This window comes from Metabacillus sp. KJ11-3, assembly GCF_055808295.1.
Genome location: NZ_CM147865.1, coordinates 2838317 through 2850076, shown reverse-complemented (window position 1 = coordinate 2850076; position 11760 = coordinate 2838317). Strand labels below are relative to the sequence as shown.

The window sequence follows — 11760 nt, the reverse complement described above, 5'->3', positions numbered from 1 at the left end:
AACGGCTGCTGAAATGTCGGTCTTATGGACGCAATATATAAATGATACAGCATCTGTATGTGTTGTGAGTCATTTTTTACAAAAAGTAGAAGATGAAGAGGTTCGTCCTGTTTTGGAATTCACACTTGATGGTTCGAAAAAAATCTTGCATTTCTAAAAGAATTATTTCAAAAAGAGAAGTTCCCAATACCCCTTGGTTTTACAAAAGAGGATGTTAATAAGGATGCTCCTCGTTTATTTTCTGATACTTTTTCACTTATATATTTGAGAAATATGTCCATATTAGGGATGGCTGGGGCAAGTGGGGCAATTGGATTTTCAACTAGATCTGATGTTGTATCGTTTTTTAAAAGTGTACTTAAATTAGCTGTTGGACTACAGGATTTAACAAGAGACCTAATGCTAAAGCAAGGAACATATATAAGACCTCCTTATATCTCTGTACCTGATAAAGTAGATTTTGTTGGGAAACAACATTTTTTAGCTGGTTTTATGGGAGATAAAAGGCCTTTAACGGCACATGAAATTACCATGTTATTTAATAATATTCAAACAAATGCAATCGGAAAAACGTTAATTATAGGTTTTGCTCAAACGGCGAAAAGAAAAGAAGTGAAAGAGTATTTTTTAAGAGGAAAGCGAATTGCTCAAAAGCATATAGATCTTTTTAGTGATATCTTAAAGAAAGAGGATCTGCCTGCCCCAATGACGTGGGATACAGCACTTACAGATTCGACCGCTCCTGTATTTTCAGATAAGCTCATGATGTTTCACGTTTCAGCAATGATTGCAGCCGGAATTGGAAATTATGGTGCCTCAATGTCTGGAAGTCCAAGAAGAGATCTTGCTCTAAGATATGCCTCTTTAGTACCTGAAATTGGCCTTTATGCAGAAGATGGAGCAAATATTATGATAAATCATAGTTGGCTTGAAGAACCTCCACAAACAGACGATCGTGATCAAATAATTAAAAAAGAATAATTAAATGATAAAAAGCGACTGAAAAATTATCAGCCGCTTTTATTTTATTGTAATAACATGAATAATAATGATAATTATTTTCAATACTATAAAAGAAGAAGACAACCCCTAATTGGTCGCCTCTTCTAATAACATTACAAGTCAGAGGGTTCAAATGTTTTACAATCTGTGTCACTGCTAGTGGAAGCGTTCTTTTCTTTATGATTCACTACATAAATTTGAGTTGCACCACATTTGTTCTCGTTGTTAATGTTATGGATGCAACTACTAACTTCACATAATACGTCTTGTGCCATATTAAAACACCTCCTTCATTGTTAGGATAAGCAAACTACCGCTTTCTTATTCAAGGATTAGAGGTGTTTAAATTTGATCGACTTATATTTACAGAAAATTAATGCGATTTCATTTGTTAGTGAATAACAATCGAAAACATTAAACCCAGGTAGGTAGAAATGATAAAGGCGATACCAAAGCTTAAAGCAATTATAGGTGAGATTTTTTTGAAAAAGCTAACAATCATCATCATGATAAATAACACAGCAATGACTAGTAGAACAATCGATTGTAAACCTAAAACAAGTTGCACGTTAAATGGTGCTTGAATATTTAGCCCTAATATTGGCTCCACCCAATTAGCAGGGCCCTCCTGTAAAAATGTCGCATTCACTTGATGTGGAGGAGGTAGTGTGCCTAATATTCCAGTAATAAAAAAGACAATCATAAGGATAAATGTTTCTGCTTGTACCCATTTAATTGGATTGAAATTCTCATCTTGCTTTGTTTTTCGAGATAAAAATCCGTTTATTAAACCAAAGACAAGGATAGGAAAAATACTTATATGCTTAAGTAAAAGCATCTGTCCATATGTCAGAACCCATGAGTTTGTATAATCGCGTGGTTCAACCACAAAAAGCATGAGGCTGATCCCGGATATTGTTAAAATAACAATCAATACAATTGATAAAGGTGTAAACCATCGAAGAAATGCATGCCAATTATTTATCTCTTTTGCTAACCAACCAACATGAAGAAGTACACCAAACCATATGGTGATCGTTAAAAAATGGATGGAATGTGAAAGTAAACCGGATAAAGCATCAAGTGTCGAAGCATGACTTGCATAACCAACTGAAATAATCATGACAAGGATCAAAAATGCCTGCAAATACTTTGGACCTTCCACATAAATTGTCATCCATAATAAAACCGCGAAAAAGCTTCCGTAGAGCCAGGCAATGCCAACTTGAAATTCAGTTAATATAGAATAGGCAGTTAAACTAAATAACCCATCCTCAGAAAAGAAAGTAATTACCTGAACAACAGGTAAAAAAGTTAACACAATAATGCCTAGTACACTTAATAATAAGCTCTGTTTTGTTACGAAAATAACAGGTTTGCTAGATTGAGGTATAAATTGTAAGAAGATATACCCTACTAAATAAGAAAAGAGCATATATGTTGCATACTCTGTAATTGGAATTAGTTGATTCATACTTTACCTCTTTTTACGAAAAATAACCCATATTCCACCAATCAATAAGACAATCAAGACAATGACTGAGACTGTTGCGAATGTTGATGAATTTGAATCTTCGCTTGAGTTTGTCTCATTATATTGGGGTTCTTCAAGTGTATCATCACTACTTTGTTCTGTTGATTCATCAGGTGGTTTGGGTGCTTCACTTTCTGTATCTTCAGTTTCAGTTTTTTTAGTCTCAGGAATTTCCACAGTGAATGGGATATCTCCTGTCATGGCATGTCCGTCCTTTGCGGCTATTTTCCATGTTAAGACGTAGTTACCATTTGTTAATGGTGTGGTAACTGTACCAATAATTTCTTTTTCATTAACTGTAACGGAATCTAAAGGGATTTCTGTATCATTTTGCTTTAAGGTAAGTGTGCTTTGTTTTTCAATTTCACCGGCAAATTCAACTTTCAGCTCAGATAATTCCTTTTTAATTACTTGACCTTCCTCAGGGGTGGAATTTGATACTGTTGTATGAGCAGAGACCATGAAAGGAAGCATCCAAAGAACGCTAATTAGAAATACTATTTTTTTCATCAAATCATCCTTCACATATAAGAAATAGGCTGTTAAAGTGTTTGACGTGCACTATCGACTTTTAACACTTTTATACTATACAGTTTAACATTGAATTCCTTCTTTATTCATAAACGATTTCTAACAAATTAGCAAACAAAACGAGTTAATTCTTCATGCCCATTAAAATAAAAAATTTTTTATAGGAACTGTGCATCCGCCCTTACAGACAAGTACCTATATACATAGTGTATTAGTACAACGAAAGGGAGGTGTTGTGAATGAGTGGTGCAACTCCAGGTTATGGCTACGGTGGTGGCTTTGCTTTGATCGTTGTGTTATTCATCCTGCTAATTATTGTGGGCTCTGCTTACGTTGTATACTAGTTTGTTGCTGATTTCAATTATTATATAAAGGAGGAATTTTAATGTACGGATATGGTTATGGTCATTGTGGTTATGGATATGGTGGAGGATATGGATATGGTAGAGGATTTGCGTTAATCGTTGTATTGTTCATTCTATTGATTATCGTTGGCGCTGCTTGGTTATAAAATTAACCAAGAGAAGGGGACCTGATTTCTCAGGTCCTTTTTGTGCTTAATTTTTATGATGTTTTTTTCTCGTCTTCTTGTATCGCGATCAGTGATTTTCGATTAATCCAGTAATGGAAACTGTCTTTTGGGAAAACACCTCTTCTTTTTGAGTTATTCATTTGGATAACAATACTTTTATCAGAGATTTCAACAATTTTCAGTTTATCTGAGTTACTGATATTCGGTAGGAAGTTTCCACTTAATTTAAATTCCATATTATGATGCAAATCCATGACAATATCTCCTTTTTTAAAAACTATTTATAATGTTTCCCTTAACTAGAAAAATTATCCGTATTGCAAATTCATGTGAAAAAGTGAAATCTCAGGCAGGAACATAATAATGACAATTGAATAATTTGTTTCTTTACCAATCTGCGTTACAATATAATTCAACATGATGAAAAAGGAGATATGTTCATGAAAGAGACACTTCAATTAATAAAGAAATTAGTGGAAATTCCAAGTCCTTCAGGAAATACTGAAAAAGTAATTTCATTTGTGGAATCGTATCTTAAAGACTTTCAGGTGAAAATGAAAAGAAATCATAAAGGTGGGTTAATTGTTACAATACCGGGAATAATTGATAGCCAACACCGGATGCTTACCGCACATGTTGATACATTGGGCGCAATCGTAAAAGATATTAAATCCAATGGACGATTAATGATTGATCTTATCGGAGGGTTTAATTATAACTCAATTGAAGGTGAATATTGTCAGATTGAAACATCAAATGGTCAAGTTTATACTGGAACGATCTTAATGCATCAAACATCTGTCCATGTTTATAAAGAAGCAGGGAAATCGGAGAGAAATCAGAAAAATATGGAAGTTAGGATTGATGAACGTGTACATAATGCACAAGATGTCCGTGAATTAGGTATAGAAGTTGGAGACTTTATTTCATTTGACCCACGAGTTGAAATTACAACAAGTGGCTTCATTAAATCCCGTCACTTGGATGATAAAGCAAGTGTTGCTTTATTATTAGAGTTGATCAAGAAAATATCGGTTGAATCGATCGAACTACCATATACAACCCATTTTCTTATTTCAAATAATGAGGAAATTGGTTATGGAGGTAACTCAAATATCCCCAATGAAACAATAGAGTATTTGGCAGTAGATATGGGAGCAATAGGGGACGGGCAAGCAACAGACGAATATACGGTTTCGATTTGTGCAAAGGATTCAAGCGGGCCGTACCATTATGGGTTAAGAAAAAAATTAGTAGAACTTGCGAAACAGCATAATATTGAATACAAAGTAGATATCTATCCATACTATGGCTCAGATGCTTCGGCAGCTATCCGCTCAGGCCATGACCTTGTACACGGATTAATTGGACCGGGAATTGATGCCTCACATGCTTTTGAAAGAACTCACACTACTTCATTAGAACATACAGCCAAACTACTTTATTGCTATGTTCTATCAGAGATGAATGTTTAACACATTTATAACCTTGAGGTTAATTTATAGGTAAGAAATGTGGCTCCTAAAAGTAAAGCTGATAGTAATAAAACAAAACCTATTCCGATTTCTTCTATTAAAGTAAAAAGATAGATTATTAAAACAATATCTGTGATTATTGAACCGATAAGAAGTCCTTTCGGGGATCTCATATATCATTAGCTCCTTTGAAAAAATGTTAGACTATTACAGTATATCAGATATAAGAGAAAAAAATAAAAACAGAGTCAGACTCTGTTTTTATTTTATATAGGCTATAATTCCTTCATTATCATCTAAAAGAAGTTCAATTGCAGCTGAAAATGGGTCAATATTCATTTCATTTTCGAGCCAGAATCTTAAAGCTTCAATTATGTTTGCTGTAATCAATACCTGCTTGCGGTCATTCACATAAGCTTCAGCAGAAAAACCATAATCATCATCATACATTAATTCAATTTCAACCTCTTGAGGATTAATTTGTCTTTTATGGGCAATGTGTAAACATAGCGCATTTACAACATCTTGCTCAGAGACCTTTATTTGCCCCATGCAGTTTCTTCCTTATCTTTACGTTTCTTCATAAAATAAGTGAAAATCTTACGTATAATCATGATGACCGCCATAATTGCGAAAACATTAATTAATAAGCCGATAATAGATCCTAATACTCCAAGATTTGATAATAATCCGCCAAGTAATAGACCTGCTAGTCCACCTAAAAATAAGCCTTTCATGATACCGCCAGTTTTAGGCTTTGTTGTGCTTTTGGTTGTTGAAGATTTTTGTTGAGAATCTTCCTTTTTAATTAATGAAGGACTGTTAGAATTTGTGTTTGAATTAAATGACTTTTTTCCTGATTTGTAGCCTTTTGCCTGGACTGTTGAAACTTGGTCTCCTAACATAAAGCCTCCAATTGGGGTAAGAAGTAAAGTGAGTGCCAACATTGCTGAAAATAATTTTTTAAACATGTTGTTGATTTCCTCCTAGTAGGTTATAGCATCACTATTTTATGTGATACATGTAATACGATTATAATATAAGAAGGTTTCATTTTTTGAAAATATTTTATAAGAATGAACGTATAGGTACATTGAATTTAGCTTAATGTATACAAAAATAGATCATTTTAATCCAGGAGAAGACGTAAACTGATTCAAAATGATCTATTCCTTTTATTATAGATTTGATACCCATATGATTTCGCCTGACTTGTCTTCGTCATTTACATTTACGTAAAAATCATTTTTTTTATAAAAATGTACAAGTCGATCAACATGATCCCAGTCTCTTTCAGCGATATCTCCGGTAATCTTTGGTATGTTATGTTCAATAGCCAGCTCTTTTAAATAATCCATACAGATTGTACCGTAGCCTTTATTGGCCGGTCCTTTTATGTCACCAATGTGAATTGTACTTTCATCAGCATATGTTGCCTGAATTGAAAAGTCCCAACTTCCTTTATAAGATGTTTCACAATCACATAACATAATTTTACATGATTGATCGTCTTCTGGTGTGTAAACAATCACAAGTTTTTCATCATTTGCTTGGTCAACACCTAAAACTTTACTTTTTTTCGCAATCTCTTTTAAATTATCTTGCATGCGAAATACCTGAAACTCCAGATCCTCTAATTCTTCCTTTAATACGTCAGGATTTTTAGAATGATGATCGGCTTCAAGTAGTTTATACATCTCCTCCACTCCTCTCATTTATTTGATTACACGCTTTTATTAGACTAGATAATAAGTGCTAATAACAAACAGTGTAATATTATAAAGTGAAAGTTTGGAAAAGTCAAGTTGAATAGCGGAGTAAAGAGGCGGTTTAACCGCCTCTTTTATACTTCAATAATAATTGGAAGAATCATTGGCTTTCTTTTCGTATGTTTATAAAGATATTGTCCAAGTGTTTTCTTGATGTTTTGTTTCATGATATTCCACTGATGCACTCGTTCTTTTTGCAGCTCTTTTACAATCCTTTCAACTTGACGATTGACATCCTTTAATAATGCTTCAGAATCTCTTGCATATACAAATCCCCTTGATATTGTGTCTGGACCAGAAATGATACTTCGATCTGTTTTGCTTAGTGTAACAACGATGACAAGCATTCCATCCTCTGAAAGCTGTTTGCGATCCCGTAAAATAATGTCACCTACATCTCCAACACCTATACCGTCGACATAAGTATTACCCGCAGGAACTTTTCTTGTCTGATAAGCTTGTTGATCTACAATGTCAACAACATCACCTAAGTTGACAATGAATGTATGATCTTTTTCTACTCCCACCGATTCAGCTAACAGTTGATGTTGATGAAGCATTCTGTACTCGCCGTGGATTGGAATGAAGTATTTCGGCATCATTAACGTAAGCATTAGCTTTAGGTCCTCTTGATACCCATGACCTGACACATGCATACCTGTTGAGCTACCAGAACCATAGATAACTCTTGCCCCCAATGAAAATAAGTTGTCAATAATCCGTGATACATTTCGTTCATTACCTGGAATAGGAGATGCCGCTAAAATAACCGTATCACCAGCAAGTATTTCTGCATCACGGTAATTTGCGGTCGAAAGGCGGGCGAGTGCTGCCATCGGCTCCCCCTGGCTTCCTGTACAAAGTATGGCTACATTTTCAGGTTCAAGTTCATGAATTTGCTGAGGTTGTATCAACATTCCTTCCGGTATATTTACATATCCCCGCTCCATAGCAACGTCGATGACATTTACCATACTTCTACCTAATAAGGCAAGCTTTCGGTTTGTTTTCTTTGCAGCATCGACAACTTGCTGAACTCTGTTTACATTGGAAGCAAACGTAGAAACGATAACCTTTCGATTCGCCTTCATAAACGCTTCATCCATGTGCTCGCCAACCATTCTTTCAGAAGGAGTTAAGCCTGAACGCTCTGCATTTGTACTCTCAGATAAAAGTACTAGAACGCCTTTCCTCCCAATTTCAGCCATTTTGTGAATATCTGAGTGTTGGTTATTCACTGGAGTTAAATCAAATTTAAAATCACCTGTGTGAACAACATTTCCTTCAGGTGTATGAAATACAATTCCTAAGCAATCTGGAATACTATGATTTGTTTTAAAAAACTCACATTTACTTTCTCAAATGGAATTTGTGATGTAGAGTCAATTTGTATCAGTTCTGTATCTCTTAAAAGGTTATGCTCTATCAGTTTTAATTCAATCAAGCCTAATGTAAAGCGTGTTCCATATATAGGAACCTTCAATTTTTTTAGGAAATAGGGGATACCACCAATATGATCTTCATGACCATGTGTAACAATTAGCGCTTTAATTTTATCTTGGTTTGCCTCTAAATAAGAGAGATCAGGAATAATTAAATCGATTCCTAATAAGCTTTCATCAGGAAATTTTCCACCACAATCAATGATGAAAATTTCGTTAGAGTATTGAACAACATACATGTTTTTTCCAATTTCGTTAACACCGCCTAATGCAAAAATAGATAGTTGTTCCTTTTGTGTCATACTTTATATCCTCCTAAGCTAATTTGATGGTTATGATGATAGTTATAAATGTTCGATATGAAGTTTACTAAGAAAAAGGCAATTGTCAGCTCTCATCTACACTATTGTTCTATCTTTGGCTTTGTAAGTAGTTGTGCTTCAACAATATATCGTTGAGGTGCAGGGCCAATATAAGTAAAAGGATAACAAGTTGTAAGTGTTAATGTGCTTCTTGGCTTTGGGACGATAACAGTTTGGTCATTCTTATCGACAATTCGTATTTTCTTAATTTTAAAAATATATGTTTTATTATTACTTGTTACAATGAGAGAATCTCCTATTTTTAATCGATCAAGCCCCCGGAAAAAAGTATCTCGGTGACCGGATAATACTGCATTACTTTGTTGACCGGGTAGGGGTGTAGAAGGAATGTGACCAATTCCTTTCTTCAGTATGTCTTCACCTACCCCTTCATAAATAGGTAGAGTTTTCTCGAGTTTTGGAATGGAGAGGATACCGATTTTTTCACCTTCTTCCATAGGAAGAGAAGAAGTCACTGTTTGGGATGCTTTCCCCATACCAGGTTCTGAATAAGGTGCATGAACATCCTGTTCAACAGATAGAAACATATTTAATAGCCAATAGGATTGATAGATAATGAAGCTACATCCAATAATTACGAACCAAAAGGAAAGGAATGAAACAAAACGATTGATCATTTTACCCCACCTGTCTGCCCCTTTTTAGAAACAAGATACCCGTAACGCCAATGCCCACTAGTATGAACCCGATTATTAAACTTATCCATATAGAAGAGGCTGTATCAGGTAGACGATCATGCAGCATATTCGTTAATTCTCCTGCTAAATCTCCTAGCTTAGCAAATTCAATTCCTGATTCAATAAAAAATTCGGAGTTAAGCATATCTTCTGATAACCGCATATCTAAAATAAGTTCTCCTTGTTGACTATAGAGAGTAATAAGTAGGTCATTATTGTACAATTCCTCCATATTCATTAATTGCTTAAATGTGACGTTGGTTTCTACATCATTGTTATCTACCAACGTAAACTGGGCTTTTAGATTTAATGCATTCATGATCTCTTGAAAGAGACCAATCATTTCATCTTGCTGTACTTCTGATAATGTAGTTATATCGTCCAAAGTCAAGTAAGGATCTAAACGGGACATTATAGTTTCCATCTGTTGTTCAAGTTTTTTTTCATCTAATTCCATAAAGTGGGTAAAAAGGGCATCTACTTCTTCCTCAGTTAACCCGATTAAGGATAAAAATTCTTCGATTTCAGCCATTTCACCATCATGATCTAAGTAAAAATTCAAGGCAACATCAAGATCTTCAATAAAATAATAATCCTCAATTGTTTCACCAAATTCAGCTAGAACAATATCCAATTCTTGTCTGTTCATTTCATATTGTTGTAAAAGTTCCGCTAAGTTTTCTGGAGTAATTGCTGTCCCTAAAATCATCCGCAGGTCATCACCAGTTTCAAAATCATCCAGGGTCAATTCATAATACTCGAGATAATTAGTTAATTGTTGCTGTGTCCAATTTATTTCTGAAAGGATTTTGGTTACTTCATCTTGTGGTGGTGCTGCTTGAGTTGTTTGACATAAGAAACAAAGGAAAAAAGATTTACTACAAAAAACTTTTTCATTAGCCTTCCCTCCAACATACATAGATGATGATAGTATGTGTGTTTAATGTTTTGATCTATTCATTAAAAAGGAAGGAATGTGAATAATTTGATTTTAAAGTATAATTTTCCACTTATAGCAAACGATAAATTTAAAGTAAGACCAGGTGGGGAGTTTAAGCTATGCTCAAATCTAAGCAAGAAATGATAGATGATATAAAAAAAGAATTAACAGGCTCTCCTGATTTGGTGAACCAAAGATTTGAAGCCGAAGGGAAGGTATGTGAGTTATGGTACATAAGCAGCATTTGTGATGTAGAGAAAATTCACAAAGATCTTTATGTACCTTTTTTTGAGGAAATAGAGATTGGGGGATATGAAGACTATTTATTATCATTATCGGGAGTTCGAGAGATTGAGGATAGTGACAATCCTATTGAGCTATTGCTAAAAGGTTCAGTCCTTATTTTCTTAAATGATCTTCATTTCATTCTTGATGTTAAAAAAATACTTAATAAAGCGATACCTGAAACAACAATTGAAACGACTATTCAAGGTCCCCAAACAGGATTAAGTGAAGACCTCGAAACTAATATGAATATTATTCGCCACAGGTATCATCAATCTTCACTTGCATTTGATGATTATAGAGTAGGAAAGAAATCACAGATGGGGTTAAAGATTCTCTATGATTCGATAGAAGTAGATAAAGAAGTATTACAAGAGCTTTATCAAAGATTAAATGAAATTGATAAAGACGTTGTACAATCCGTTTCACAGCTATCAAGGATGATTACTAGGCATAAGTCTTTTCTGTTTCCGACAATTGTCATAACAGAACGACCTGACCGGATCGCTTATAATCTTTCAAAAGGTAAGGTAATTGTCATGATGGAAGGGACGAGATTTGCATTGATTTTACCTTCTGTTTTCTATGATTTTATGAGCTCAATGGATGATCTGTATTTACCTTCCTGGATTGCGAAATTTTTAGTCTTATTACGATATCTGGGGTTGGGAACAGCCCTATTGCTGCCGGCAATGTATGTTGGTATAACAGCTTATAATCCTGAGTTATTTCGTGTTCAGTTGGCATTGTCGATTGCTGGCAGCAGAATGTCTGTGCCATATCCGGCATATATCGAGGTATTTTTTATGCTTATTATGATGGAATTGTTAACAGAAGCCAGTATCAGATTACCTAAAGCAATTGGTCCGACTGCTACAACTGTTGGTGGGCTTATTTTAGGACAAGCTGCAACAGAGGCAGGTCTGGTAAGTAATATTATGATTATTATTGTTTCCGCAGTAGCCATTTCTAATATTGTGATTCCGATTAATGAAATGGGCTTCGCAATGCGAGTCACAAAGTATTTGCTGTTAATAGTCTCCACTTTTACTGGATTAATTGGAGTGATTTTTGGGTTAATTGGGATCATATATTATTTGGTAAGTTTAAATAGCTTTGGCAGGCCGTATTTGGCATTTTTTAATGGAGAACAATTCAGAAAATAAATACTGCGAAGCTTAAAAATAGAT

General features: G+C 34.6%; 15 protein-coding genes and 2 pseudogenes. 6 read left to right on the top strand and 11 right to left on the bottom strand.

Features of this window, described 5'->3' with window-relative positions:
- Positions 1 to 13: 13 nt before the first annotated feature.
- Together AC0L8O_RS14490 and AC0L8O_RS14485 are read left to right on the top strand one after the other, a co-directional pair.
- Positions 14 to 396: pseudogene (locus tag AC0L8O_RS14490) on the top strand (DUF3231 family protein); the annotation flags it as partial.
- Positions 397 to 399: 3 nt separating this feature from the next.
- Positions 400 to 981, top strand: coding sequence for a DUF3231 family protein (locus tag AC0L8O_RS14485; protein ID WP_473448899.1), 582 nt, complete (start codon positions 400 to 402; stop codon positions 979 to 981).
- A 134-nt stretch (positions 982 to 1115) separates the two neighbouring features.
- Here the strand turns inward: AC0L8O_RS14485 and AC0L8O_RS14480 are convergent, their stop codons facing one another.
- From AC0L8O_RS14480 to AC0L8O_RS14470, 3 genes are all read right to left on the bottom strand, one after another.
- Complete coding sequence (locus AC0L8O_RS14480; RefSeq protein WP_084042969.1) at positions 1116 to 1277, bottom strand: DUF1540 domain-containing protein; 162 nt, start codon at positions 1275 to 1277, stop codon at positions 1116 to 1118.
- A 116-nt stretch (positions 1278 to 1393) separates the two neighbouring features.
- Complete coding sequence (locus AC0L8O_RS14475) at positions 1394 to 2476, bottom strand: copper resistance D family protein (protein ID WP_473443263.1); 1083 nt, start codon at positions 2474 to 2476, stop codon at positions 1394 to 1396.
- A gap of 3 nt (positions 2477 to 2479) precedes the next feature.
- A complete protein-coding gene (locus AC0L8O_RS14470) occupies positions 2480 to 3046 on the bottom strand; it encodes a copper resistance CopC family protein (RefSeq protein WP_473443261.1) in 567 nt (188 codons plus the stop codon).
- Positions 3047 to 3306: 260 nt separating this feature from the next.
- On the opposite strand from AC0L8O_RS14470, the gene AC0L8O_RS14465 reads away from it, so the two are divergent.
- Both AC0L8O_RS14465 and AC0L8O_RS14460 read left to right on the top strand, forming a co-directional pair.
- Entirely contained in the window at positions 3307 to 3411 is a 105-nt protein-coding gene (locus AC0L8O_RS14465) for a YjcZ family sporulation protein (protein ID WP_078434634.1), read from the top strand.
- 41 nt (positions 3412 to 3452) lie between these two features.
- Positions 3453 to 3578 (top strand): YjcZ family sporulation protein, encoded by a 126-nt coding sequence (locus tag AC0L8O_RS14460; protein WP_226527830.1) that lies wholly within the window; start codon positions 3453 to 3455, stop codon positions 3576 to 3578.
- A 53-nt stretch (positions 3579 to 3631) separates the two neighbouring features.
- Here AC0L8O_RS14460 and AC0L8O_RS14455 read toward each other — a convergent pair whose 3' ends face one another.
- Positions 3632 to 3853, bottom strand: coding sequence for a hypothetical protein (locus AC0L8O_RS14455; RefSeq protein ID WP_026559995.1), 222 nt, complete (start codon positions 3851 to 3853; stop codon positions 3632 to 3634).
- A 180-nt stretch (positions 3854 to 4033) separates the two neighbouring features.
- Between AC0L8O_RS14455 and AC0L8O_RS14450 the strand changes: the two genes are divergently transcribed.
- Entirely contained in the window at positions 4034 to 5074 is a 1041-nt protein-coding gene (locus AC0L8O_RS14450) for a M42 family metallopeptidase (RefSeq protein WP_473443259.1), read from the top strand.
- A 5-nt stretch (positions 5075 to 5079) separates the two neighbouring features.
- Here the strand turns inward: AC0L8O_RS14450 and AC0L8O_RS14445 are convergent, their stop codons facing one another.
- The 7 genes and pseudogenes from AC0L8O_RS14445 to AC0L8O_RS14415 all read right to left on the bottom strand — a co-directional run bounded on the left by AC0L8O_RS14445 (position 5080) and on the right by AC0L8O_RS14415 (position 10264).
- Positions 5080 to 5247: a hypothetical protein gene (locus tag AC0L8O_RS14445; protein ID WP_156931929.1), complete on the bottom strand. Its 168-nt coding sequence runs from the start codon at positions 5245 to 5247 to the stop codon at positions 5080 to 5082.
- Between the two features lie 88 nt (positions 5248 to 5335).
- On the bottom strand, positions 5336 to 5626 hold the full coding sequence (locus AC0L8O_RS14440; protein WP_473443257.1) for a YxcD family protein: 291 nt from the start codon (positions 5624 to 5626) through the stop codon (positions 5336 to 5338).
- The gene (locus AC0L8O_RS14435) at positions 5614 to 6045 is read right to left on the bottom strand and encodes a hypothetical protein (RefSeq protein ID WP_473443255.1); all 432 of its coding nucleotides are present in this window, start codon (positions 6043 to 6045) and stop codon (positions 5614 to 5616) included. Before AC0L8O_RS14435 ends, AC0L8O_RS14440 begins: the two co-directional genes overlap by 13 nt.
- A gap of 207 nt (positions 6046 to 6252) precedes the next feature.
- Positions 6253 to 6771: a hypothetical protein gene (locus AC0L8O_RS14430; RefSeq protein ID WP_473443253.1), complete on the bottom strand. Its 519-nt coding sequence runs from the start codon at positions 6769 to 6771 to the stop codon at positions 6253 to 6255.
- A gap of 146 nt (positions 6772 to 6917) precedes the next feature.
- Positions 6918 to 8587 (bottom strand): annotated as a pseudogene (locus AC0L8O_RS14425) (ribonuclease J).
- A gap of 101 nt (positions 8588 to 8688) precedes the next feature.
- A complete protein-coding gene (locus AC0L8O_RS14420) occupies positions 8689 to 9285 on the bottom strand; it encodes a class D sortase (RefSeq protein WP_473443251.1) in 597 nt (198 codons plus the stop codon).
- A gap of 1 nt (position 9286) precedes the next feature.
- A complete protein-coding gene (locus AC0L8O_RS14415; RefSeq protein ID WP_473443249.1) occupies positions 9287 to 10264 on the bottom strand; it encodes a processed acidic surface protein in 978 nt (325 codons plus the stop codon).
- A 140-nt stretch (positions 10265 to 10404) separates the two neighbouring features.
- Between AC0L8O_RS14415 and AC0L8O_RS14410 the strand changes: the two genes are divergently transcribed.
- Positions 10405 to 11736, top strand: a complete 1332-nt coding sequence (locus AC0L8O_RS14410) for a spore germination protein (RefSeq protein ID WP_473443247.1) — start codon at positions 10405 to 10407, stop codon at positions 11734 to 11736.
- Positions 11737 to 11760: the final 24 nt, after the last annotated feature.

Bases quoted from the DNA above. Each gene is read 5' to 3' on its own strand.
- AC0L8O_RS14485 (WP_473448899.1), top strand. From the start codon at position 400: ATGCTAAAGCAAGGAACATATATAAGACCTCCTTATATCTCTGTACCT.
- AC0L8O_RS14480 (WP_084042969.1), bottom strand. From the start codon at position 1,277: ATGGCACAAGACGTATTATGTGAAGTTAGTAGTTGCATCCATAACATT.
- AC0L8O_RS14475 (WP_473443263.1), bottom strand. From the start codon at position 2,476: ATGAATCAACTAATTCCAATTACAGAGTATGCAACATATATGCTCTTT.
- AC0L8O_RS14470 (WP_473443261.1), bottom strand. From the start codon at position 3,046: ATGAAAAAAATAGTATTTCTAATTAGCGTTCTTTGGATGCTTCCTTTC.
- AC0L8O_RS14465 (WP_078434634.1), top strand. From the start codon at position 3,307: ATGAGTGGTGCAACTCCAGGTTATGGCTACGGTGGTGGCTTTGCTTTG.
- AC0L8O_RS14460 (WP_226527830.1), top strand. From the start codon at position 3,453: ATGTACGGATATGGTTATGGTCATTGTGGTTATGGATATGGTGGAGGA.
- AC0L8O_RS14455 (WP_026559995.1), bottom strand. From the start codon at position 3,853: ATGGATTTGCATCATAATATGGAATTTAAATTAAGTGGAAACTTCCTA.
- AC0L8O_RS14450 (WP_473443259.1), top strand. From the start codon at position 4,034: ATGTTCATGAAAGAGACACTTCAATTAATAAAGAAATTAGTGGAAATT.
- AC0L8O_RS14445 (WP_156931929.1), bottom strand. From the start codon at position 5,247: ATGAGATCCCCGAAAGGACTTCTTATCGGTTCAATAATCACAGATATT.
- AC0L8O_RS14440 (WP_473443257.1), bottom strand. From the start codon at position 5,626: ATGGGGCAAATAAAGGTCTCTGAGCAAGATGTTGTAAATGCGCTATGT.
- AC0L8O_RS14435 (WP_473443255.1), bottom strand. From the start codon at position 6,045: ATGTTTAAAAAATTATTTTCAGCAATGTTGGCACTCACTTTACTTCTT.
- AC0L8O_RS14430 (WP_473443253.1), bottom strand. From the start codon at position 6,771: ATGTATAAACTACTTGAAGCCGATCATCATTCTAAAAATCCTGACGTA.
- AC0L8O_RS14420 (WP_473443251.1), bottom strand. From the start codon at position 9,285: ATGATCAATCGTTTTGTTTCATTCCTTTCCTTTTGGTTCGTAATTATT.
- AC0L8O_RS14415 (WP_473443249.1), bottom strand. From the start codon at position 10,264: ATGTATGTTGGAGGGAAGGCTAATGAAAAAGTTTTTTGTAGTAAATCT.
- AC0L8O_RS14410 (WP_473443247.1), top strand. From the start codon at position 10,405: ATGCTCAAATCTAAGCAAGAAATGATAGATGATATAAAAAAAGAATTA.